20 protein-coding genes are annotated in these 23,783 nt (G+C 59.8%); 14 read left to right on the top strand and 6 right to left on the bottom strand.

Features of this window, described 5'->3' with window-relative positions; translation table 11 throughout:
* Positions 1–97: 97 nt before the first annotated feature.
* Positions 98–1,240 (bottom strand): OpgC domain-containing protein, encoded by a 1,143-nt coding sequence (locus CE491_RS20215; RefSeq protein ID WP_110950111.1) that lies wholly within the window; start codon positions 1,238–1,240, stop codon positions 98–100.
* A gap of 312 nt (positions 1,241–1,552) precedes the next feature.
* On the opposite strand from CE491_RS20215, the gene CE491_RS20210 reads away from it, so the two are divergent.
* The 3 genes from CE491_RS20210 to CE491_RS20200 are packed head-to-tail and all read left to right on the top strand — an operon-like array spanning position 1,553 to position 4,435.
* Positions 1,553–1,924 (top strand): GtrA family protein, encoded by a 372-nt coding sequence (locus CE491_RS20210; protein ID WP_199885187.1) that lies wholly within the window; start codon positions 1,553–1,555, stop codon positions 1,922–1,924.
* Positions 1,921–2,859 (top strand): glycosyltransferase family 2 protein, encoded by a 939-nt coding sequence (locus tag CE491_RS20205; protein ID WP_110950109.1) that lies wholly within the window; start codon positions 1,921–1,923, stop codon positions 2,857–2,859. The genes CE491_RS20210 and CE491_RS20205 overlap by 4 nt, the downstream gene beginning before the upstream one ends.
* Positions 2,852–4,435, top strand: coding sequence for a glycosyltransferase family 39 protein (locus tag CE491_RS20200; protein ID WP_110950108.1), 1,584 nt, complete (start codon positions 2,852–2,854; stop codon positions 4,433–4,435). Before CE491_RS20205 ends, CE491_RS20200 begins: the two co-directional genes overlap by 8 nt.
* A 123-nt stretch (positions 4,436–4,558) precedes the next feature.
* On the opposite strand, the gene CE491_RS20195 is transcribed toward CE491_RS20200, so the two are convergent.
* Entirely contained in the window at positions 4,559–5,371 is an 813-nt protein-coding gene (locus tag CE491_RS20195; protein WP_110950107.1) for a helix-turn-helix transcriptional regulator, read from the bottom strand.
* A gap of 134 nt (positions 5,372–5,505) precedes the next feature.
* On the opposite strand from CE491_RS20195, the gene CE491_RS20190 reads away from it, so the two are divergent.
* Together CE491_RS20190 and CE491_RS20185 are read left to right on the top strand one after the other, a co-directional pair.
* Positions 5,506–6,321, top strand: coding sequence for a carbon-nitrogen hydrolase family protein (locus tag CE491_RS20190; RefSeq protein ID WP_110950106.1), 816 nt, complete (start codon positions 5,506–5,508; stop codon positions 6,319–6,321).
* 125 nt (positions 6,322–6,446) lie between these two features.
* Positions 6,447–7,772, top strand: coding sequence for an APC family permease (locus CE491_RS20185; protein WP_110950105.1), 1,326 nt, complete (start codon positions 6,447–6,449; stop codon positions 7,770–7,772).
* A 96-nt stretch (positions 7,773–7,868) separates the two neighbouring features.
* On the opposite strand, the gene CE491_RS20180 is transcribed toward CE491_RS20185, so the two are convergent.
* Positions 7,869–8,234 carry a hypothetical protein gene (locus CE491_RS20180; protein ID WP_110950104.1) on the bottom strand — a complete coding sequence of 122 codons (366 nt, stop codon included), beginning with the start codon at positions 8,232–8,234 and terminating at the stop codon, positions 7,869–7,871.
* A 201-nt stretch (positions 8,235–8,435) separates the two neighbouring features.
* On the opposite strand from CE491_RS20180, the gene CE491_RS20175 reads away from it, so the two are divergent.
* The 3 genes from CE491_RS20175 to CE491_RS20165 all read left to right on the top strand — a co-directional run bounded on the left by CE491_RS20175 (position 8,436) and on the right by CE491_RS20165 (position 10,586).
* Entirely contained in the window at positions 8,436–8,702 is a 267-nt protein-coding gene (locus CE491_RS20175; protein ID WP_110950103.1) for a type B 50S ribosomal protein L31, read from the top strand.
* A gap of 394 nt (positions 8,703–9,096) precedes the next feature.
* A complete protein-coding gene (gene ddlA / locus CE491_RS20170; RefSeq protein ID WP_110950102.1) occupies positions 9,097–10,188 on the top strand; it encodes a D-alanine--D-alanine ligase in 1,092 nt (363 codons plus the stop codon).
* Positions 10,185–10,586: an NUDIX hydrolase gene (locus tag CE491_RS20165; RefSeq protein ID WP_110950101.1), complete on the top strand. Its 402-nt coding sequence runs from the start codon at positions 10,185–10,187 to the stop codon at positions 10,584–10,586. Before ddlA ends, CE491_RS20165 begins: the two co-directional genes overlap by 4 nt.
* An 87-nt stretch (positions 10,587–10,673) precedes the next feature.
* Here CE491_RS20165 and metR read toward each other — a convergent pair whose 3' ends face one another.
* Positions 10,674–11,591, bottom strand: coding sequence for a transcriptional regulator MetR (gene metR, locus CE491_RS20160; protein WP_110950100.1), 918 nt, complete (start codon positions 11,589–11,591; stop codon positions 10,674–10,676).
* 107 nt (positions 11,592–11,698) lie between these two features.
* On the opposite strand from metR, the gene metE reads away from it, so the two are divergent.
* From metE to CE491_RS20130, 6 genes are all read left to right on the top strand, one after another.
* A complete protein-coding gene (gene metE, locus CE491_RS20155; protein ID WP_110950099.1) occupies positions 11,699–14,011 on the top strand; it encodes a 5-methyltetrahydropteroyltriglutamate--homocysteine S-methyltransferase in 2,313 nt (770 codons plus the stop codon).
* A 433-nt stretch (positions 14,012–14,444) separates the two neighbouring features.
* Positions 14,445–15,128, top strand: a complete 684-nt coding sequence (locus tag CE491_RS20150) for a DsbA family oxidoreductase (protein ID WP_110950098.1) — start codon at positions 14,445–14,447, stop codon at positions 15,126–15,128.
* 168 nt (positions 15,129–15,296) lie between these two features.
* Positions 15,297–16,010: a GntR family transcriptional regulator gene (locus CE491_RS20145; RefSeq protein ID WP_199885186.1), complete on the top strand. Its 714-nt coding sequence runs from the start codon at positions 15,297–15,299 to the stop codon at positions 16,008–16,010.
* A complete protein-coding gene (locus CE491_RS20140) occupies positions 16,007–17,023 on the top strand; it encodes an ADP-ribosylglycohydrolase family protein (RefSeq protein ID WP_110950096.1) in 1,017 nt (338 codons plus the stop codon). The genes CE491_RS20145 and CE491_RS20140 overlap by 4 nt, the downstream gene beginning before the upstream one ends.
* Positions 17,024–17,201: 178 nt before the next feature.
* A complete protein-coding gene (locus CE491_RS20135; protein ID WP_110950095.1) occupies positions 17,202–18,671 on the top strand; it encodes a purine-cytosine permease family protein in 1,470 nt (489 codons plus the stop codon).
* Positions 18,661–19,590, top strand: coding sequence for a PfkB family carbohydrate kinase (locus tag CE491_RS20130; RefSeq protein WP_110950094.1), 930 nt, complete (start codon positions 18,661–18,663; stop codon positions 19,588–19,590). The genes CE491_RS20135 and CE491_RS20130 overlap by 11 nt, the downstream gene beginning before the upstream one ends.
* Positions 19,591–20,426: 836 nt before the next feature.
* On the opposite strand, the gene aauR is transcribed toward CE491_RS20130, so the two are convergent.
* Positions 20,427–21,752 (bottom strand): two-component response regulator AauR, encoded by a 1,326-nt coding sequence (aauR, locus tag CE491_RS20125; RefSeq protein WP_110950093.1) that lies wholly within the window; start codon positions 21,750–21,752, stop codon positions 20,427–20,429.
* 132 nt (positions 21,753–21,884) lie between these two features.
* Positions 21,885–23,777 (bottom strand): two-component sensor histidine kinase AauS, encoded by a 1,893-nt coding sequence (gene aauS / locus CE491_RS20120; protein ID WP_110950092.1) that lies wholly within the window; start codon positions 23,775–23,777, stop codon positions 21,885–21,887.
* Positions 23,778–23,783: the final 6 nt, after the last annotated feature.

Here is a 23,783-nt window from a genome sequence, read left to right as displayed (position 1 = left end):
TTTGTTCACACTTACATATAACGGCACTTTGCGAAAAAGCTTTGCCTGACAACCGCGTAGGAGTTTTCCGAAGATAACGCTTAATGAGACGCCGTTCTCAAACTTGCGCCACCTGTGCGGCCTTTGCCCGCCCAAGCCGCTTGTTCAGCTCTAGCCAGTTGGATAACAGCAGCATGATTCCCAGCCCCAGTAACGCGGTGATGACACGCATCTGCCATGCATCATCGGATAGCGCGTTAACCATGTCCGCCAGCGGAGCGAGCAACACGCCCAGGCAAAAGATTTCCAGTGAATAACGGCCCATGCGGCAGGTTTGCTGAGCGGGCCAGTTGTCGAGCCAGGCGTGAGAGGACGGGAGAATTTTCGCCACGACGTACACCAGCGCCACGAAGTGCAGCAGACGCAGCGGCGAAAGGTCAGTCTTGCTGATCGGGTAGATCAGATCGGTAAACGCCTTGGGCAGCAGCGCGTCGTGGACGGCGGGGAATTTCCACAGGAAGGTGATGGTTCCGGCGCCGAGCATGTACACCACTGTAAGCAGGAACAGCGGTTGCTGCCAGGCGGGGCGAGGGTTGGCAGCAGGCGTGGCAGGGCGTTGCGTATACATGGCAAAGGCGCCACCGAGCACGAAAATCAGTTGCCAGGCCACCGGGTTGAAATACCAATAGCCGCCGCCTTCGTAGGCGCGCAGGTTCCAGCCGAACAACGGCACCATCATGTACAGCGCAATCGACAGGCCGACCGCGACGGTCGCGTTGCGCAGCATGATCGGCAGCACCAGCGGCAAAGCGCCCATCAACAGGATGTACAGCGGCAACGGGTCGGTGAGGTTGGGTTTGAAGCGCAGCAGCAACTCGTCCGCCAGCGCTTGCTGGGGGTTGCCGACGAAATATTCCAGGCCCATTTCGCGCACCATGTCGCGGGTTTCGACATGGTTGTTGGCGACGAAGACAATGCCCATCAGCAGCGTCAACAGGAAAATGTGCGCGACGTACAACACCCAGGTACGGCGCAAGATGCGCACGCAGGCGACGATATAGCCGTCACGTTGCGCGACGCGGCCGTACGCCAGGACCGCGGCGTAACCTGCCAGGAACACGAACACCTCTGCGGCATCGCTGAAGCCGAAATTGCGTAGGGTCAGTTGAGCGAGGGGATTATCCGGTACGTGATCCCAAAAAATGAAGATCAGCGCCAGACCTCGAAAGAAGTCGATTCGATGGTCGCGTCCGTTCGTCATGACGGTGAGCTCTTTGAAAGTCTGTATAGAGAAGAGGGTCATATCTGACCTTGGTTCAACGCCACCAGAGGGGGCGGATCGGCGGCGCGCAGGGTGGCGCTTTCGTAACAAAAATGCAAAGGAGGGGTATTACAGAATGTCTCCAGCTGCGAGCAGGCGGACACAGACCCAAGTTCTGGCGCTCGTTGCGACCCGACAGGTGGTCATGCACAAGCCAACTGCGCGAACTTAACTTCTACCAAGGACGTTATGACCCGGCGCCGAACCGGGTCAGCAGTTGACCAAGAGGGTCACCGACAAGGATTGTCGATCATGACATTGCTTCATGAGTTCGCCCGCTATTGCATAGTGGGATTGATCAATACCGGTTTCCATGCCGTGGTCTTCCTGCTGATTCACTCGCTCTGGGGCGTGTCCCAGACTATTAGCAATCTGGCCGGGTTTGTCGCGGCCGTCTCGCTTTCCTTCTATCTCAACGCGCGTTTTACCTTCCAGAGCTACCGATCCTGGCGCCGCTACTGGACCTATTGCGCGTTCATGGGGCTGGTGAGCCTTGGCGTTGGCGCACTTGGGGATACGCTGGCGTGGGCGCCGATCGTGACGCTGCTGGTATTCACCGCTTTGAGCCTGATACTGGGCTACACCTTCGCCAGGCGCGTGGTATTTCGGGGAACGGCATCGTGAAGGTCTCACTGGTGGTGCCTCTCTACAACGAAGAACAGGCCGTGGAAATGTTCCATCGGGCCATCCGTGACGATCCACAGTTGCAGCGCTGGTCGATCGAGATCGTCTTCGTCGATGACGGCAGCCAAGACGCGACCAACCGGATCGCCAAGTCCATCGTGGCTGCAGATCGCCATGTCGCGCTACTGACCTTTTCGCGAAATTTTGGCAAGGAAGCAGCCCTGCTCGCTGGACTGGAATACGCCACGGGCGATGCGGTGATCCCCGTGGATGTCGATCTTCAGGACCCGATCAGTGTAATCGCGCAGCTCATCGAGGCTTGGTGCGAAGGCGCCGATATCGTTCTGGCCAAGCGTCGGCATCGCAGCGAAGACGGCTTCTTCAAGCGTCATTCGGCGGGGTTGTTCTACAAGCTTCTGCGGCAGATATCGGCTACCCGGATCGAAGAAAACGTCGGCGACTTCCGGTTGCTGGACCGCAAGGTTGTGGAGGTCCTCAAGGACATGCCCGAGCAGCAGATGTTCATGAAGGGCATGTTGTCATGGGCGGGATTCGATGCGGTGACCATTGAATACGACCGTGCCCCCAGAGCAGCGGGCAGCAGCAAGTTCAGCGCGTGGAAACTGTGGAATCTGGCCCTGGACGGGATCACCTCGTTCAGCACTGTGCCCTTGCGCGTATGGACTTACATCGGCGGCACCCTCTCTTTTTTGACCCTGATGTACGCCACGTTCCTGATGCTGCAATACGCCATCAACGGCAACCCGGTGCCCGGCTACTCCTCGCTGATGGTGTCGGTGCTGTTTCTGGGCGGCACGCAATTGATCGGCATCGGCATCATGGGGGAATACATCGGCAGGATTTACCTGGAGAGCAAGCATCGGCCACGGTATGTGGTGAAGCAGGTCCTCAGGCACGCACAACAGGATGAATAACATCTTGGAACCGGCCTCGACCAAGGACCTGCTTGCCCGATGGTGGTGGGTGCCGATCCTGCTCTTGGCCGCAGCCGTGCGGTTCTATCGGCTGACTTGGGCTGTGCTTTGGGCAGATGAGGCGTTCAGTTTGGTGATGAGCACTCACTCTCCCGCGAAGTTATTGGCAGTTGCTGTCGTCGATGTGCATCCCCCGCTGTATTACCTCATGCTCAGCGGATGGACGAGGTTGTTTGGGACCGACCTTTTTTCCATCCGTGCCCTGAGCGCTTGTGTAGGCGTGGTTACGGTGGGGCTGGGGATCTGGCTGACCGCGCTCATCGCCAATCGTCGTGCGGCTATCATCGCGGGGGTATCGCTGGCGCTATTGCCGATTGCCGTTCGCTACGGTCAAGAGGTTCGAATGTATGCGCTGCTGGGGATGTGGATGACCGGTGCCACGATCGCCTTGGTGTACTGGATCAGACACCCTCGCCAACACACGCCACTGGCGGCCTATGCTTTGCTGGTCGCGGCCGGACTTTACACCCACTACCTGGCAATCACGGGAGTTGCTGCGCACTGGTTATACCTGGCGACAATCACTGTGCCCTCGGCTAAGGCGCGGTGGCGATACATTCTTGATCCTAAGTGGTGGATGGCCAATTCGCTGATCGGGATGTTGTTCGTGCCGTGGTTACCTTCGTTCATCGAGCAATTGGGCCACGCCTCCAACCTGAGCTGGATTCAGCCCGTCACGCTGCATTCCGTGCCTGCAGTGTTGTGGCAATACCTGACGCTTGATAGGCAACCGGACTTATCGGCGATTGTTTTCTGGGGAATCGTGCCAGCCATCCTGGCGCTCTGTGCGTACTGCATCTTGAGCGACAGGCAGTGGCCGCATCTTTCCTGGCTGCTGGTGATTTATTGTGTAATGCCACCACTGATCGTATTCGGGGTGTCATTGGCAATGCCGCTCTTCATGGCGCGTTACCTGCTGTTTTCAGCCATTGGTCTGCCGATATTGTTAGGTGTGGCGCTGGACAGACTGGCGCGTTACCGATGCTGGCTGGCCGTTTCGATCTTCATTCTTGTTTTAGGTATCGAGTGGGCAGGGCTTGGAAACCTCCACCGGACACCGGAGACCAACAACTCGGACGCGGGTCCGACGCAGGAACGAGCGGACGAGATCGCCGACGTCATTGCCAGGCGTTATACCCCAGGTGATCAGATCATGGTGCTGAACCTTTTTTATTACCCGAGCCTGGAGTACTACAATCGCAGCCCGGTTCGTCCCTATCTTTACTGGCGCGGAGGTTCTGCGCAGTTCTCGATAAAAAGCGGGATATCGGGTTCTTTCAACGCCCCGTACGGCCTTGACCTGGCAGAAGTGCAGATTCCACGCCTCGACAGCCTGCCGCCTCAGACCCGCCGCGTATGGCTGGTGGACCATGTTGGCGATGCCAACATCGGGTTGGAGATTCCCTGCTACTGGCGACTTCAAAGCACGCTGGCGACGGGCGATAACCGATTACGCCTGTATGACACGGACCTGGGGCAAGCTGTCCCGGACGCAGCGGCCTGTCCGACGCATTAAGTGGACCGGATGAACGCCATCATTTCGCACAGCGTCTGCAAGGCGCGATGGGGTGAAAACGAGGTGCAGTGTTCGCCGGAATCCCGCGTGCGCCGCGCTCTTGTTCGGCAAGACTTTCTGCGCTCAAACACTTTGCGCCTGAAGAAAAATCGAAAACAACTCTGACTGCGATTTGATCCCCAGCTTGCTGTAGATATGTTTCTTGTGTACGCGCACGGTCTCGGCAGAAATGTCCAGTTTGCGCGCGATCTCCTTGCTCGAGCAGCCGCTGAGCATCAGCCGTCCGACATCAAGCTCCCGCGCCGTCAACTGAGCGCCACGGCTTTGCTGAACCGACGCTTCGAGCTGCGTGCGCCAGTCCGTTGCCGGGAGTTGCAGACTGGCCGGTTCGTTTTCGGACATTGGCTCTGCCAGTTCGAAAGGCAGTCGTTGACGGAGCAGGGCGGTCACCCACGGTTGAATCATCGACAGCAAGGCAATCTGCTCGGCGCTGAAACGCTGCGTCGAACCCAGCGACAGGCAGAGAGTTCGGTCGTTGTCGAGCTGGCAATTGAACTGGATTTCATCGGCCACGACATTCAGACAAAAGTATCGCTGGTAGTACTCGGTCAGTTCGAAGTGCTCGGGCGCCACTTCGGCCAGGCGAAACAGGCCGCTTTGCGAACGCTCGCGACTGGCGATATAGAAAGGGTCGAGCAGGTACAGGCCCTTGAGGTAGTCCTGAAACAGCTGGTCGGGACTGCCATCCTCGCCCGGGCATTCGGCGAAGACTTGAGGGCGCTGGCCGGAGCTGAATTGCAGTGCGACCCAGCTATCGAAAGTGACGAATTGATTGAGCAGGCGCACCAATTGGGCCCAGAAATTCGGCCGGTCCAGCGCTTCGATCAACTGCGCGACCGAGCGATGCCAGGCGATGTCCCCAAGTGCGATTGTCATTGATCTACCCCTATTGGGTTACTACAGCTGCGTAATACCCCGTAACACTTGCTGATGCGCATACTGCCCGCAGAGCCAATGATCAGGCCAGCATTTTGTGCCTGATTGGCAACGTGACTCGATAAGGAGAACCCATGAAGGTCGAATTCGCGCAACTGGCAGGCCGTGACAGCGATACCGCTTATAACCTGCAACGCGCGCTCGCAGCGATTGCCGCCTGCGACAGTGACACCCAACTGGTCGTATTCCCGGAAACCTATCTGATGGGCTTTCCTACCGTCGACACGGTAGCCGCTGTTGCAGAACCGGAGGACGGCCCCACCATACAGGCCGTGCAGCATGCCGCTCGTGAGCGAAACCTCGCTGTGGCCATTGGCTTTGCCGAAAACGACGGCGGCCGGTTTTACAACACCACGCTGTTGATCACCCCCGAAGGCATCGCCCTTCGTTATCGCAAGACACACCTGTGGCCTTCGGAGCGCGGCGTATTTGAGCCTGGTGATCGGTTCGCCACCTGCGAGTGGAACGGTGTGCGCGTCGGCCTGCTGATCTGCTACGACATCGAATTCCCGGAGACGGCGCGCGCGCTTGCCCAACTGGGCGCCGATTTGCTCATCGTCACCAACGGCAACATGGACCCCTACGGGCCCACCCATCGCACCGCAATCATGGCCCGAGCCCAGGAAAACCAGGCCCTGGCGGTGATGGTCAACCGGGTTGGCGCAGGCACGGGCAGCCTGGTATTCGCTGGCGGCAGCGCGCTGGTAGACCCATTCGGCACCCTGTTGCATGAAGCCGGACGCGACGAATCCCGTTTCAGCGTCGAGCTTGATTTCAGCCAGTTACAGGCGGCGCGGCAGGACTACCGCTACCTGAACGATCAACGCGTCCGACTGCCAGGGGATGTCATCGAACATGCCGACGGCCTGCGCGAGCTGTTGATCCCCTGATCGCTACTCAATGATCGTTCCCGCACAAGGCGTGGGTGCGGTCAGCCCTGTACCCATAAAAACAAGGTTTTGTTCTGCCGAAGTTTTCTCTGCCATAAGATCAATAATTCCGGAGTAAATAGCTCATGGCTCGTCTGCAACGCACTCTTTCATTGGGGGCGGTGGTGCTGTTCGGCATCGCCTATATGACCCCTACGGTGGTTCTCGCAACATTCGGTATTCTCGCTACATCCACCAATGGCATGGTTCCCGCGGCGTATCTGGCGGCTCTGGTGCCAATGTTCTTTACCGCATTGAGCTATGGGCATATGGCGGCGGCGTTCCCCGTGGCTGGCTCAGCCTATAGCTACGTTCGAAAGGCCATCAGCCCGAAACTGGGCTTCCTGGCTGGCTGGGCGGTGCTGCTCGACTATCTGTTCCTTCCGATGGCTATTTGGCTGATCGGCGCGGCTTATCTGGGATCGGCCTTTCCTTCGATACCGCAGCCGGTCTGGGTGCTCGCGTTCATCATAATCACCAGCGTCATCAACATCGTCGGCCTTAAGTTGGCGAACAAGGTCAGTGCCTTGTTGATGCTCATTCAAATGCTGGTTCTGGTGGCGTTCGTGGTCCTATGCATTCATTACATCGGTGGGGATGCGAGCACGCCGCTGTGGACGTTGAAGCCGTTTTTCTCGGGTGACATGAAGCTGCCTATGATCATGGGCGGTTCAGCGATTGCCTGCTATTCGTTCCTGGGTTTCGATGCGGTCAGTACCATGACCGAGGAGACACGAGATCCGGTTCGCACCATTCCCCGGGCCATCATGCTGATTACACTGATTGGCGGCCTGACCTTCATCGTCGTATCTTATTTCGTGCAGCTGGCCCATCCCTCGATCGTGTTCGAGAACTCGGATTCTGCTGCCTATGAAATTGCAAAAAACATAGGCGGTGACCTGTTCGTGAGCTTCTTCATGATTGGCATGGTCGTTGGCCAGTTTGCTTCGGGTCTGGCGGCACAGGCCAGCGGATCGCGATTGCTCTACGCGATGGGTCGCGATGGCGTGCTGTCGACGTCGTTCTTCGGGCGCGTGAGTGAGCGATTCGGTACCCCGGTCAACAGCATCGTGCTGTGCGGGGTGGTGGCATTGATGGCGCTGAAGCTGGACGTCACGACCTCGACCTCGTTCATCAACTTCGGTGCGTTCCTGGCTTTCACGCTGGTCAACGTGTCCGTGATCTTTCATTACTGGATCGGCGCCAAGAATCGCGGATTGCGCGAAGCGGTGCTGTTTCTGATCTTTCCTCTCATCGGGGCAGCAGCCTGCCTGTGGTTGATGGCCAGTCTGGACAAGATGGCTATCACCCTTGGCCTGGGCTGGCTGGCCATTGGCTGTGTCTACCTGGCCTGGCTCACCGGTGGTTTCCGTCGTCAACCGCCCGAGATGGATTTTCAGGAAGCGGCATGACGTAGAGCGAGGCGCGCTGCAATGGCGCGCCTCGTTGCTTCAAGGGCCTCGCCTGTCAGATCGATGGACATTAACCATCGGACTGCTCGCCGCCGATTACCGAAGGTCCGGCCGGGGCTTGCGCTCCTGGATTTGGGTGATCATGCGCGAGATGTCCTCTTGTCCTTCTTCGGTGCAGCAGCGGATGAGGTGCAACATGTCACGCTCTTTGGGCGACAGGGCGATGTAACCCCATTCGCATGCCTTGAGCTGAAACGCTTCGTGCCCGCTCACTGGGCGTGCGTCGTCGGCGGCGTCATTGAGAGCCTCTACCAATGGCTCCATCTTCTCTTCCAGCAGTTCGCTGTCGACCGGGCCGTCTATGCTCTGAATGAAGCGCTCGAGGTAATTCAATGCGCTTCGGGCATCGACCAGCCGCATGTGGCCGGGAAGGGTCATTTCGTAGCGATCTATCAACTGCATTGCACAACCTCCTGGTGATATTTTTTTATTCCATTCCCGATGGGCATCGGGTGGCGCTTTTGTCGGCGGCGCGAACGTTAGCGATCCTGGCGTCGCCAGCAAAGTCGAAAGTTGTAACGGTTACAAAAAAGTCGGCGGTTGAACTTTTTCAATTCGTTACGGTATAACGTATTACATGATTACTTAAATCTGGAGAGCACCATGAAAGCCAATATCCATCCCGAGTACCGTCAGGTTCTGTTTCATGACACCGCGGCTGACGTGTTTTTTCTGATCGGGTCGACGGTTGATACCGATCGCACACAGAAGCATAGCGATGGCAATACGTATCCGTATGTCGCGTTGGATGTGTCCAGTGCGTCGCATCCGATGTATACGGGGCAGCAGCGCAAGACGACTACCGAAGGTCGTATCGCGGGGTTCAATAAGCGTTTTGCCACTTTTGGGTCTGGCGCGAAAAAGGACTGATGCTCACGAAATATCTGAGGGTTGACGCAATCCCTGTGTGAGACGTCGGAGGTTACGACGTCTCACACACGGGTCAGATCCGCCTGCCGCTTCTGCGTTCACGCTTGATCTTGCTGTTGCTTTTGCTCTTATAACGCGACAGCCCAGACGACCCAGATCGCGAGTGGGTGCAGGCCAAACCGGGAGCAAGCCCTCTTGGTTACTTGGGGGCTTTTCCAAGTGACCAGCTGAAAAGCGCAACCGTGATCAGCAACACCACCCATGGCGGATATACATAAAAGTCCCCGTGCCCCACGGCGCTCCTCTGCATTCCGTCAACCCAATGCCCTTGGGGCTGGACTAACGACGCAAATTGCTTTTAGCTCTGCGACCTGAAATCCAGGAGCCTTCCACTTTGAAAAAGTCAGTCGCCATCGTTTTCGGTGGGCAATCCTCCGAGCATGAAGTGTCGTTGCAATCGGCGCGCAACGTGATCAACGCGATTGATCGCAACAACTACTACATCACCCTGATCGGCATCGACAAACTGGGCCGCTGGCTGCGTTTCGACGAACGCGACTACGTGCACAACGCCAATGACCCCGCGCATATCAAGCTCAGCGAATCGGGCGGTCTGCTGTCGCTGATGCCGGGCGCCACCGGGCCGCAATTCGTCGAGGTGGACACCGGTCTGGAAGTCCCGCGCATCGACGTGGTCTTCCCGCTGATTCACGGCAGCTCCGGCGAGGATGGTTCGTTGCAGGGGCTGCTGCGTCTGCTCGACATCCCGTGCGTAGGCCCCGATGTGCTGGGCTCTGCGGTGTGTATGGACAAGGACGTCACCAAGCGTCTGTTGCGCGACGCCGGGATTGCCGTGGCGCCGTTCGCGGTGTTGCACCGTGGAGAAACGGTGGATTTCGTCAGCGTTTCCGCGCAACTGGGCCTGCCGTTGTTCGTCAAACCGGCCAGCCAGGGCTCATCGGTCGGCGTGAGCAAAGTCACTGACGAAGCCAGCTATGCCGCGGCATTGAAGCTGGCGTTCGATTACGACAACAAGGTGTTGCTGGAGCAGGGGATCGTCGGTCGTGAAGTGGAGTGCGCGGTGTTGGGCAACCACCAACCGCAGGTCAGCGTCTGTGGTGAAGTGGTCGCCAATGACGAGTTCTACGCCTATGACACCAAGTACCTGAACGACGGCCAGGCGCGCATTGCGATCCCGGCCGAGTTGCCCGCCGATTTGAGCGACGAAGTCCGTGAGGTGGCGCTGCAGGCCTATCGCGTGCTGGGTTGCGCCGGTCTGTCGCGGGTGGATTTTTTCGTCACCGAGGCGCGGGAAATCATCGTCAACGAGGTCAACACGCTCCCTGGCTTCACCTCCATCAGCATGTACCCGAAACTCTGGCAGGCCAGCGGCTTGAGCTATCCGGAGTTGATCGATCGCCTGATCGCGCTGGCACTGGAGCGCGCCGCAGAAACTCGTGCGCTGAAAACCGAGGTGGTGCTGTGAAGGTGATTCGTATCGCCGCCGCATTGCTGATCGGGGCGGATGGGCGGACCTTGCTGGTGCGCAAGCGCGGCACTCAGGCGTTCATGCAGCCGGGCGGCAAGATCGATGCGGGTGAGTCGCCTGCCCAGGCGCTGGCTCGCGAACTGCACGAAGAGTTGGGGTTGCTGATCGAGCCGGAGCAGGCGCAGTTTCTCGGCGAGTTTTGCGCCGCTGCAGCCAATGAGCCGGGATTCGAGGTGAATTGCCAGTTGTATCGGCTAGACGTTGGGCAGGACGTCGTGCCAGCGGCAGAGATCGAGGAGGTCGTCTGGGTCGATGCCGGGGGCGTTGATCATCTGCATCTGGCACCATTGACGCGGGATTCGATCTTGCCGTTGTATCGCCAGTTGATTGCCTGAACCTGTAGCTGCGCGGGTTGCCGGCGGTAGGTATCCTTGGAATCGCCACCGCCGGCAAGCCGTGCAGCTAGAAGGGACAACGGAACCTCAACGAACCGCACTCACTCCATCCAGCGTCGAAAATGACGTGTCCTTGGCCGTCAGCAGGAAATCGCGCATGTACGGCGCATCCAGCATGTCGGCGCGGATCGCTGCGTACAGTGTTGCAAACAGACCTTTCTCACCCAGGCGCTTGGCTTTCACGTAACCCCGTGAGCTGTATTCATGCAGTGCCCAGTGCGGCATCCCACACACGCCACGGCCACTGGCGACAAGCTGCATCATCATCACCGTCAGCTCAGACGTGCGTACCTGCGCGGGTTCGATGTCGGCCGGCTCCAGAAAACGCGTGAAGATATCCAGTCGATCCCGCTCCACCGGATAGGTGATCAACGTCTCGCTGGCCAGGTCTTCGGGCACGACGAACGGCTTGCCCGCCAACGGATGTTGATTGGCGACGGCGAGCATCGCTTCGTAGGTGAACAGCGGCACATAGGTAATGCCCGGCAGATCCACCGGGTCGGACGTTACCACCAGATCCAGGTCGCCACGGGCCAAAGCGGGAAGGGGGGCGAAGGCGAAGCCGGAGGCCAGGTCCAGTTCCACTTCGGGCCAGGCATCGCGGAATTGGTCGATGGTCGGCATCAGCCACTGAAAGCAGCTGTGGCATTCGATCGCCATGTGCAGACGCCCGGCCACGCCCCCGACCAGGCGCGAAATGTCACGCTCGGCGCTGCGCAGCTGCGGCAGTACTGAGTCAGCCAGTTGCAACAGGCGCAAACCCGCGCTGGTGAAGCGCACCGGCTTGGTCTTGCGCACGAACAGCGGCATGCCCATGCGCTCCTCCAGTTCCTTGAACTGGTGGGACAGCGCGGACTGAGTCAGATGCAACCGGTCGGCGGCATCCACCAAACTGTCAGCCTCGCGCAGCGCATGCAAAGTTTTCAGGTGGCGTATTTCCAGCACCTTGGCGCTCCATGAATGAATTTTGTGATCAACACGAACACAATGAGTTTGTCTCATGTCTGATGCGGTGTCGACAATGCCGGCCTATTTTGAACGGAGTAGTCGTCATGGCCCTGGCCCATAATCTTGGATTCCCGCGCATCGGCGCTGATCGTGAACTGAAGAAGGCGCTTGAGGCCTACTGGAAAGGCGATATCGACCAGGCCGCCCTGCGAGCCGTAGGACGCGACCTGCGCGCCACTCACTGGCAGCTGCAGAAAGACGCCGGTATCGACCTGCTGCCTGTAGGCGATTTCGCCTGGTACGACCAGGTCCTGACCCACTCCCTGACCTTCGGCGTGATCCCGGAGCGGTTCGCCCAAGTGCGCAACGACAAAGCTCTGCCGAACCTCGACACCCTGTTCGCTATGGCCCGCGGCGCCAGCGACACCTGCTGCGGCGGCAGCCATGGCAAGGCGCAGTACGCTCAGGAACTGACCAAGTGGTTCGATACCAACTACCACTACCTGGTCCCGGAATTCACCCGGGAGCAGCGCTTCAAACTGAGCTGGGAACAGCTGTTCGACGAAGTGGAAGAAGCGCGTGCGTTGGGCCACAAGGTCAAGCCAGTGATCATCGGGCCATTGACTTATCTCTGGCTGGGCAAGGCCAAGGGGGACAGTTTCGACAAGTTGGAACTGCTTGATCGCTTGTTGCCGATCTACGGCGAAATCCTTGGCCGGCTGGCGGGGCAGGGTGTGGAATGGGTGCAGATCGATGAGCCGATTCTGTGCCTGGATCTGCCCCAAGACTGGAAAAACGCTTTCGAGCGCGCTTATCACAGCCTGCAGTACTCGCCGTTGAAAAAGCTCATCGCAACCTATTTCGGCGGTCTGGAAGACAATCTCGGTCTGGCGGTTGCCCTGCCCGTGGATGGTCTGCATGTCGACCTGGTGCGCGCTCCTGAGCAACTGCCAGCGTTACTTGATCGCCTGCCGACGTACAAAGTGTTGTCGCTGGGTGTGATCAATGGCCGTAACGTCTGGCGTTGCGATCTCGACGCCGCTTGCGAGCTTTTGATCGAGGCTCAGCTGCGTTTTGCCGACAATCTGTGGGTCGCCGCGTCGTGCTCGCTGCTGCACAGCCCGGTCAACCTGGAGCGGGAAGACAAGCTCGATGCCGAACTGAAAAGCTGGCTGGCCTTTGCCAGGCAGAAGTGCGCCGAGATCTCGGTGCTCACGGCAGCGCTCAATGACCCAGAGGCGCCTGGTGTACAAAACGCGCTGGCCGAAAGCCGCGCTGTCCAACAGAGCCGCAAGCAGTCTCCACGCATCCACAAACCTGAAGTGCAGGCGCGTCTGGCGGCCATCACGGCGGTGGACAGTCAGCGCCAGTCGGTATTTGCAGAACGTATTGAAGTGCAGCGCGCGCGTCTGAATCTGCCGGCATTTCCGACCACAACGATCGGCTCATTCCCACAAACAGCGTCGATTCGTCTGGCGCGTCAGTCCTGGAAACAGGGCAAGTTGTCGGCCAACGACTACAACGATGCGATGCGCGCCGAGATTCGCCACGCGGTGGAAATCCAGGAGCGTCTGGGGCTGGATGTGCTGGTGCATGGTGAGGCCGAGCGCAACGACATGGTCGAATACTTCGCCGAGCAGCTGGACGGCTACGTCTTCAGCCGCTTCGGCTGGGTGCAGAGCTACGGTTCGCGTTGCGTGAAACCGGCGGTGATCTTCGGCGACCTGAGCCGTCCGAAGGCGATGACGGTCAACTGGATCGAGTACGCCCAGAGCCTGACCGACAAAGTGATGAAGGGCATGCTGACTGGCCCGGTGACCATGCTGATGTGGTCCTTCCCGCGTGAAGACGTGTCGCGCAAGGTGCAAGCCCAGCAGTTGGCGCTGGCGATTCGTGATGAAGTGGTGGACCTGGAAAATGCCGGGATCAAGATCGTACAAATCGACGAAGCGGCCTTCCGTGAAGGGTTGCCATTGCGTCGTGCGCAGTGGAATGAGTACCTGGACTGGGCGGTGGAAGCCTTCCGTCTCTGCGCCTCTGGTGTGCGGGACGAAACACAGATCCACACCCACATGTGCTACAGCGAATTCAACGATGTAATTGAGTCCATTGCGGCGATGGATGCTGACGTGATCACCATCGAAACCTCACGCTCGGACATGGAATTGCTGGAGGCCTTCAAGGCCTTCGATTACCCGAACGACATTGGCCCCGGCGTCTATGACATCCACTCGCCGCGGGTGCCGGACACGGCCGAGATGGTTAAGTTGATGAGCAAGGCTGTGCAGCGCATTGCGGCTGACCGTCTATGGGTCAACCCCGACTGCGGCCTGAAAACCCGTGCCTGGCCGGAAACCGAGGCGGCGTTGGTGAACATGGTGGCGGCGGCTCGGCAGTTGCGTAGCGAACTGGCGTAACACGTAACCCTGTAGGCGCGCGTTTGCCGCGATCGCGAGAGACCAGACGCAGCGATGTTGTCTGACACGACGCAATCGCGGGCAAGCGCGCTCCTGCAGTTGCTTTCCTGCAGCTTTGAGGCTCGCTACTCAAGGCTTACATCGGCCGCCTTCATCAGAAGGCATGCAAGGCGCTCCCGATGGCAGCGGTATTGCTGTAGCTGCGTGAGCATCGCGAGCACGCTTCCCACGTCGCCCAACTCTTGGGAAGCAGCGTCGAACAGCAAGCTTCAAGCCTTAAGCTGAATGTCGTTCAACTCGCGATTGGCCTGAAGCTCGAAACTGACCGTTTGAAACTGCCGAGACCATACGCCGGCTCATGCACCCACCGCGTATCCCCTTCGTCTCTGCTTCAGCGTATCGTGCATTTTTCCCTCTTTCGTACGAGGCTGCCATGAGCACTCCACTGAAAATCGACTTCATCTCCGACGTTTCCTGCCCCTGGTGCATCATCGGCTTGCGCGCCCTGGATCAGGCGCTTGAGCATCTGGGTGATGAAGTGCACGCGCAGATTCACTTTCAGCCGTTCGAGTTGAATCCACAAATGGGCGCGGAAGGTCAGGAGATCTTCGAGCACATCGCCGAAAAATACGGCTCGACCCGCGAGCAATTTCAGGCCAATGCCGAACATATCCGCGAGCGCGGCGCTGAACTGGGATTCGTGTTCAGCTCCGGCGAGCGGCGAATCTACAACACTTTTGACGCCCATCGGCTGCTGCATTGGGTTGATGTAGCGGGCGGTGAATTGGAAGGCAAACAGCAGCCCTTGAAAGAAGCACTGTTCACGGCGTATTTCAGCCAGCACGCCGATGTTTCCAGCCACACAGTCCTGGCCGATATCGCACAGAAAGTCGGACTGGACCGCACGCGCGCCGAAGCGGTGTTGGCCTCTGGTGAATACGCCGCAGAGGTGCGAGAACTGGAGCGACTCTGGGTCTCCCGAGGCGTCAGCTCGGTGCCTACTATGGTCTTCAACGATCAATACGCCGTGTCTGGCGGGCAACCGGTGGATGTCTTCGTCAGCGCCATTCGTCAGATCATCGACGAACAATCCAGCGTGGTGAATCCCGCTGAGTGAACGGCAGTGTCCTCCCGGCGAACCGCGAGCAAGCTCAGCTGCTACGGTTTCAACCGCGTCAGCGCAGCTGAGCTTGTCCGTAATGCAACGTGATAGACGTAACAACTGTTCGATTGCGATTTAAAAATAGCTTGCTCCCGCCAACCATTTTCGGATATCAATTTGTACATGATTAGACAGGTTCGATTTGACAAGAAAACACGCGTGGTCGACGAGCTTGCCCGGCGCATAGAAACCGGTCAGATGGGCTCGGGAGAGTTGCTGCCAGGTGAGAACCTGTTGGCTCAGGAATTCAATGTCAGTCGCGGCACGCTGCGAGAGGCGCTGTCCGAACTCAAGCGCCGCAATTACATCGCGACCCAGACCGGCGTCGGTTCGATCGTGACCTACGACGGCATTTCACTGGATCAGCGCGCAGGCTGGGCCCAGGCATTGGCCGACACGGGCGCCAAAGTCAGCACCGAAATTCTGCGGCTGGAAGCGGTGCAGCGTCCCGATCTGGCAGGGCGATTCGGCGCAGCGGATTTCATCGCGCTGGATCGCTGCCGTACAGCCGCTGACGGCAGCGTGGTGTCACTGGAGCGGGTATTGGTTCCAGCGGTCGATGGCCTGGAAAACCTGCCGCGCGACGGGTTGATCGACGATTCGCTGACGGTGACCATGGCCGCGCACGGCTACGTGGGTGACCGCGGTGATCAATGGATCGGCGCCGAACCGCTGAACAACGACGACGCCGCGCTGATGCTGCGCGAGCCAGGCACGGTATTTCTCAAGGCGATCCGAACCACCTTCGATCGCCGCGAACGTTTCATGGAGCACGTGGAAAGTCTTCTGGACCCCGTGCATTTTCGTCTGCATTTGGCATTTGGATCGACTACATGACCGCATTGATCGATATTCTTGACCGCGCCATGGCCGCTTTTTATGGCCTGGCCCTTGGCGACGCGCTGGGCATGCCCACGCAATCGCTCAGTCGCGAGCAGATCGAGCAGCGCTTCGACCGAATCACTACCCTGACCGCCGCCGACGCCGACCAGCCGATTGCGCCGAACATGCCCGCCGGGTCGATCACCGATGACACCGAGCAGGCCGTGCTGGTCGCGGAACTGCTGGTCGCCGGCGGGGGGCTGATTCAGCCTTCGGATCTGGCGCAAAGCCTGATCGACTGGGAAGCGGTGATGCAGGCCAAGGGTTCGCAGGATTTGCTTGGCCCATCGACCAAACGTGCGATTGAAATGATTCTGGCAGGCCACACTCCTGAGGAAGCCGGACGCTTCGGCACCACCAATGGTGCGGCCATGCGCATCACGCCGGTGGGTATCGCGGCGAACGTCCTCAACGAGCAGCAGTTCATTGAGTCGGTCATGCAGGCCTGTCAGGTGACGCACAACACCACGCTCGGGATTTCCAGCGCGGCAGCCGTCGCGGCCGTAGTCTCGGCCGGCCTCAACGGCGTCAACCTCAGCGACGCGTTGGACATCGGCGCCCGTATCGCTGTTCGCGCCGAACGTCATGGCCACTGGATCGCCGGTGCGCGGATCTCGGCGCGGATCGTCTGGGCAAAGCAACTCTGCGCTGGCGTCAGCAATGAACGGTTGCCCGATTTGATCTACGACGTGATCGGCACATCGGTGGCATCGCAGGAATCGGTCATTGCAGCGTTCGCTCTCGCGCATCAGGTTGCGTCCGGCCAGTTGTCGGCCTTCGATGCGCTGTGCATGGCGGCCAGTCTCGGCGGAGACACGGACACCATCGCGGCGATTCTCGGCGCGATGCTGGGGGCTTCTCAGGGCATGTCAGTGTGGCCCGTCGAGCTGATCGAACAGATCCAGACCGTCAATAGCCTGGAGCTTTCCCCGCTGGTCGAGCAGTTGCTGTCTTTGCGTACGGTCTGACCGACGCCGGCGCCCTGGCGTGCCGAATCGAATAAAAAAGATCCACACATCGCCCCGGTAAACGTGGTGATCCGGGGTTCGTTTGCTCCGTGAAGAGAACGAGCACCCCATCCGACACGGAAGTCGCTTGCTTTGCGTACTGCCCACAACCAGAACAAACGGCAACAGGAGCATTCACATGACGTCATCCAACACCACTCACGGTGCAGGACAGCTTGAAACACGCGGCATCGAGCCGGTTCCGGAAAACGAGTGCAACGGTCATCCGCTGCAGCTGTTCTGGGTGTGGTTCGCGGCCAATATCAGCATTCTCGGTCTTCCCCTTGGCGCTACTTTGGTGGCCTTTCGCGGGCTGTCGATCGGGCAAGCCATCCTCGTGGCAATTCTCGGAGCGGCGGGCTCTTTCGCCGTGGTCGGGGTGATTTCCATTGCCGGCCGTCGAGGTCGTGCGCCGAGTCTGACACTCTCCCGCGCCATTTTCGGGGTGCGCGGCAACATCGGTCCGACCATCGTCTCGCTGATGTCGCGCCTGGGTTGGGAAACGGTCAACACCACCACGGCGGCCTTCGTGTTGCTGTCGTTGTGTTCGATCCTGTTCGGCACTCCGGTCGAAGCCAAGAGCGCGCCAGCGCTCACGCTGGTATTCATCGCTATCTTCGTGCTGATGACCCTTACCGTTTCCGGCCTGGGGCACGCAACTTTGCTGGTCATCCAGAAATGGGCGACCTACATTTTCGGCGCGCTGAACGTCGTGGTCGGCGGCTTCCTCATTGCCCACATCGATTGGAGTGCGGTATTCAACGCAACCCCGGCTCCTTTGAGCGCGATGATCATCGGCGTTGGCACCATGGCGGCGGGCACGGGCATCGGTTGGGCCAACGCAGGCGCCGACATGTCGCGCTACCAGCACCGCAGCGTGAAGGCCGCAGGGCTGGTGGCTTCGGCGGCATTCGGGGCGGGCATTCCGCTGGTGCTGCTGATCACCCTCGGTGGTCTGTTGTCCGTGGGCAACGATCATCTGGCATCGGCCACCGACCCAATCATTGCCATTCGCGAGCTGCTGCCGACCTGGATGGCCGTGCCGTATCTGATCACGGCTTTCGGCGGCCTGCTGCTGTCGAACAATCTGTCCGTTTATTCGGCGGGCCTGACCACCTTGACCCTGGGCCTGAAGATCAAGCGCGTGCATGCGGTCATCGTTGACATCGTGGCGATCTTCGCCGGCTCGATTTACTTCATGCTGATCGCCGACAGCTTCTACGGTCCGTTCATTACCTTCATCTCGATGCTCGCGGTGCCGATCACGGCGTGGGTCGGGATCTTCGTGGTCGACCTGATTCATCGCCATGTCTATTCCGCCATGGACTTGATGGACGTCTCACCGCGCAGCGCCTATTGGTACAGCGGCGGTATCGAGTGGCGTGCGCTGGGTGCCTGGGCGCTGGCCATCGTGCTCGGCTTCAGCTTCACCACCGTCGCCACCACGCCGGAAAACGTGTTGTTCAAAGGCTTCCTGTCTGACTCCTGGTTCGGTCATAACGGCTTGGGCTGGATCGTGACCTTCGTGGTTGCTGGCGGCCTGTATGCCATTCTCGGCGGTTCCCGCGACCGTCGCGTCGTTACCGAAGAGGCTGCTCATGCCCGCTAGATTGCTGTACACCGGTCAGGTCGTGGTTGATCTGGTCATGGGGCTCGACGCCTTGCCACGCTCGGGGGGCGATGTACTCGCAAGCTCGGCAACGTTCGAGGCCGGCGGTGGCTTCAATGTGATGGCCGCTGCCTGCCGCAACGGCATGCAGACGGTCTACCTCGGTCGTCATGGCAAGGGTCGCTTCGGCGATCTGGCGCGTGAGGCGATGGCGGCTGAAGGCATCGACGTCGCGACGCCTGGCTCGGAAGATCAGGATACGGGCCTGTCGGTCGCATTGATCGAACCGTCTGCCGAGCGCTCGTTCATTTCCTACGTCGGCTCAGAGGGCGGCTTGTCCCGCGATGACCTGCACAGCGTCAGGGTCCGTCCCGAAGACTATGTGTTCGTCAGTGGCTACAGTCTGTTGCACAAGCGCAAGGTGTCGGCGCTGCTGGAATGGCTGGGTGAGTTGCCCGAAGGGGCGGGCGTGGTGTTCGATCCGGGGCCGCTGGTGAACTCGCCGGACAGTGCCGAGATGCAGGCCGTGCTGCCGCTGATCACGCTGTGGACCAGCAATTGCGAAGAGGCTTTGCGCTTCACCGGCTGCGAAGCGATGGCCGATGCGCTTGAGCGTCTGGCGCATTGGTTGAGCAGCCAGGCGCTGATCGTCGTGCGTGACGGGCCGCAGGGCTGCTGGATCAGGCAGGGCGGTAACACGCAGCAGGTGCGCGGCTTTCCGGTCACCGCCATCGACACCAATGGCGCGGGCGATGCCCATGCGGGAGTGTTGCTGGCAGGCTTGGCGGCAGGGCTGCCGGCGGAGCAAGCGGCGTTGCGGGCCAATGCGGCAGCAGCAATTGCCGTCACCCGCTGGGGGCCTGCGACAGCGCCCAAAATCGATGAAGTCGATGCGCTGATCAAGGCGGACGAGAGGTAAACCTGTGGAGTGAGCTTGCTCACGAATGCTGAAGTTCATCCACCAGATGCAGTGAATGCACTGGCCCTTTCGTGAGCAAGCTCACTCCCACAGGTATCGCGTGAATCATCGAAGCGGCAGTTAGATGCCATATCGTGTGGGGGTCTGCGACGGCGCCGCTGGCGACCGAAGTGGATGCGCTGATCAAGGCAGATGCGGATTGAACCTGTGGGAGTGAGCTTGCTCACGAATGCTGAGGTTCATCCACCAGATGCAGTGAATGCCCTGGCCCTTTCGTGAGCAAGCTCACTCCCACAGGTATCGCGTGAATCATCGAAGCGGCGGTTAGGTGCCATATGGTGTGGGGGCCTGCGACGGTGCCGTTGGCGACCGAAGTGGAGGTGCGGATCAAGGCGGATGAGGATTGAACCTGTGGGAGTGAGCTTGCTCACGAATATTGAGGTTCATCCACAGCAGATGCAGTGAATGCCCTGGCCCTTTCGTGAGCAAGCTCACTCCCACAGGTATCGCGTGAATCATCGAAGCGGCAGTTAGATGTCATATCGCGTGAATCATCTAAGCGGCGGTTAGGTGCCATATGGTGTGGGGGTCTGCGACGGTGCCGTTGGCGACCGAAGTGGATGCGCGGGTCAAGGCAGATGCGGATTGAACCTGTGGGAGTGAGCTTGCTCACGAATACTGAGGTTCATCCACAGCAGATGCAGTGAATGCACTGGCCCTTTCGTGAGCAAGCTCACTCCCACAGGTATCGTGTGAATCATCGAAGCGGCGGTTAGATGCCATATCGCGTGAATCATCGACGCGGCGCTTAGATGTCATATCCTGTCTACAACGAATCAGCCCAGCCCGTACTTTTTCACCTTGTCGAACAAGGTGGTCTTGGCCATGCCCAATTCCTGGCTGGCCTGGCTCAGATTGCCGCCACTGCGCTGCAACGCCTCACTGAGCAAATTCTTTTCGAATGCTTCCACAGCCTCGGAAAACCCCAGGCTCTGGGCGCTGACCGTCGCTCCGGATTTCTTGAACGCAGGCAGACCCAGCGCGTAACGCTCGGCGACGTTGCGCAGTTCGCGCACGTTGCCTGGCCAGTCGTGGCTCATCAGCGATGACAAGGTCTGCGCGTCCAGCTGTGGCGGCTCACGATCGAAACGCAGCGACGACAACTGCAGAAAGTGTTCGAAGAGTTGCAGGATATCTTCGCGACGCTCGCGCAACGGCGGCAATTCCAGCGTGACGACGTTGAGGCGGTAATACAGGTCGCTGCGGAACTGGCTGGCCTTGCTCATCTCGTCGAGGTCGGATTTGGTGGCCGCGATCACGCGGCAATCCACCGCCACACTCTGGTTGGAACCCAATCGCTCAAGGGTGCGCTCCTGCAACACCCTCAGCAGTTTGATTTGCAGGTTGATCGGCATGCTTTCCACTTCGTCGAGGAACAGCGTGCCGTTGTGGGCGTGCTCGATCTTGCCGATGCGACGCTTGCCGGCACCGGTGAAGGCGTTGGCTTCGTGGCCGAAGATTTCGCTTTCGAACAGATTCTCCGGCAGACCGCCGCAGTTCAACGCGACGAACTGATTGGCGTGACGACGGCTGAAGTCGTGCAGGCAGCGGGCGACCAGTTCCTTGCCAGTGCCGGTTTCGCCTTCGATCAGCACGTTGGCGGAGGTGTCGGCGACATTGGCGATCAGGGCGCGCAGATTCTGCATCGCCGCCGAACGACCGATGATCTTGCCTTCCAGCGAGTCGCGTTCGGCCAGTTGCCGACGCAGCGACCAAACCTCCCGCGCCAGCCCACGCTGCTCCAACGCACGTCGGGCGACATCCACCAGGCGTTCGGGAGAGAAGGGCTTTTCCATAAAGTCGTAAGCGCCGTCGCGCATGGCCCCGACCGCCATCGATACATCGCCGTGTCCGGTGATCAGCACCACTGGCAACGACCGATCCCGCTCCTTGAGCCGCTTGAGCAATTGCAGCCCGTCGATGCCTGGCAGGCGAATGTCGCTGATGACGATCCCGGCGAAATTGTCGCCCACTATCGCCAGCGCCTCCTCGGCATTGCCCACGCCCTCACTGTGAATGTCCTCCAGCGCCAGCGCCTGCTGGCAGCCAAGCAGGACATGGGGGTCATCTTCGACGATGAGGACGGTCAATTCAGTGTTCATGTGCAGGCCTCACGCGTAGTTGTAGGAACGCGCTTGCCCGCGATTGCAGTACGTCAAACACCAAGGATGTTGCATTGGCCGACCTCATCGCGGGCAAGCGCGCTCCTGCAGGACGGAGGTTGACAGGACAATTCACAGGGGGATGCCGGGAGAGGTCATCAACGGCAAAACCAGCACAAACATCGTGCCGCCTTCGGCCGGGTCCTCTGCGTTCAGGCTGCCACCCGCTGCTGCGGCAAGGCTGGCGGACAAGGTCAGCCCCAGGCCCAGCCCCTGCTCGCCGGGCTTGGTGGTGAAAAACGGCTCGAACAGATGCTTGCGCGCTTCGGCGTCGATGCCGTGGCCGTTGTCGCGCACAAGCAGGCGATAGCGGCCTTCGAACACATCGCCTTGCAGCCAGAGCACCGGCAGCGGTTGCGCCTGCATCGCGTCCAGGGCGTTGCCGATCAGGTTGACCAGGATCTGCTCCAGTCGCGTCTGATCGATCGCCAGCTTGACATCATCGAACCCCTGATGAAGCTCCAGCGCGCTGTGTTCCAGGCGGCCTGCCAACAGCTGCAGCGCCGCGTCCACGGCCTTGGTCAGCGACGCCTGGCCCTTGTCTTCACCGCGCCGGGCGAATGCACGCAGGCTTGCAGTGATACGGCCCATGCGATCCACCAGATCATTGATGGTTCGCAGATTGGTGCTCGCCGTGTCCAGCGCGCCGCGTTCGATGAAACGCACGGTATTGCCGGAGAGCGTGCGCAATGCCGCCAGCGGCTGATTGAGTTCATGGGCAATGCTGGTCGACATCTGCCCGATGGCGGCCAGTTTGCCGGCCTGAACCAGTTCATCCTGGGCCTGGCGCAATGTCTCTTCGGCCTGGCGTCGCTCGCGAATCTGCCCCTTGAGGCGTTCGTTGCTGGCGCGCAGGTCGGCCGTGCGTTCGGTAATCCGACGTTCGAGTTCGTTGTTGGCTTCTTCCAGCGCTTCGCGGGCGGCCAGACGTGTCGAAATCACCTTGCGCCGCTCGTTCCAGGCGATCAGCAAGAACATCGCCAGCGCACAGGCTACCGCCACCAGCATGCCCTGATTGGCGGCTTCGCGACGCAGGTCTTCCAGCGGCGTGAGCAAGGTCAGGTGCCATGGCGTGTCGGCCAGATCGCGGGTCTGCGCCAGGTAACTGACCACGGTGTGTTCATGGTCGACGCTGCTGTTGGCCGGAAAGGTCAGCTTCTCGACGCCCTCGGCAATCGACTCGCGTTCCAACGGCACCAGCTCGTTGAGCGGCCACCAGTAATACTGCAGGCTGCGGGCCAGACGTTCCTTGATTTGCGGCGTCAGCGGGCGCACCGATTTCAGGCGCCGCGTCGGATCGCTGGACAGAATGATGATGCCGTTTTCGTCACTGACGAAGGCCTCCAGACGGGCCCGTTGCCAGCGCTCTTCAAGGGCCTCCAGGCGGACCTTGATCACCGCGACACCGATGATCTTGCCTTTCTCTTCAAGCCCGTGGGCCAGGTAATAACCCGGCTCGCCGGTGGTGCTGCCGATACCGTAGAAACGGCCAGGCAGCCCGCGGATCGCATCCTGGTAATAGGCGCGGAAGGACAGGTCTTCGCCCAGATAACTGTCGGCATCGCGCCAGTTACTGGTGGCCAGCACGCGGCCGGTGGTGTCGAGCACGTAAATGGCACGGCTGCGGCTGCGGCGGTTCAGACCTTCGAGGTAGTCATTGACCTTGCCGCGCAATTCCGGCGACGGGTCGTTGAGCAACTCGGAGACATTGGATTCGAGCTCCAGCACGCTGGGCAGGTAGTTGTATTTATTGATTTCGCTTTCGACGGTACGGGCGTGCAGCTCAAGCTGTCGCTCGCCGTTTTCGCCAAGGGCCTTGATGCCGTTGTTTTCGCTGTACAGGTAGGTGACGTAGCCCAGCGCGATCATCAGCAGGATGACCAGCGGCGGCAGAAACAGATGGCGGATCAGGCGGGGTTTCACGGCAAGTGATGGCGGCGCGCTAAGAGGTGGATCGCATTTCATCACAGT

The organism is Pseudomonas bohemica (assembly GCF_002934685.1).
GTDB lineage: Bacteria > Pseudomonadota > Gammaproteobacteria > Pseudomonadales > Pseudomonadaceae > Aquipseudomonas > Aquipseudomonas bohemica.
This window is presented reverse-complemented; position numbering and strand designations above follow the sequence as displayed.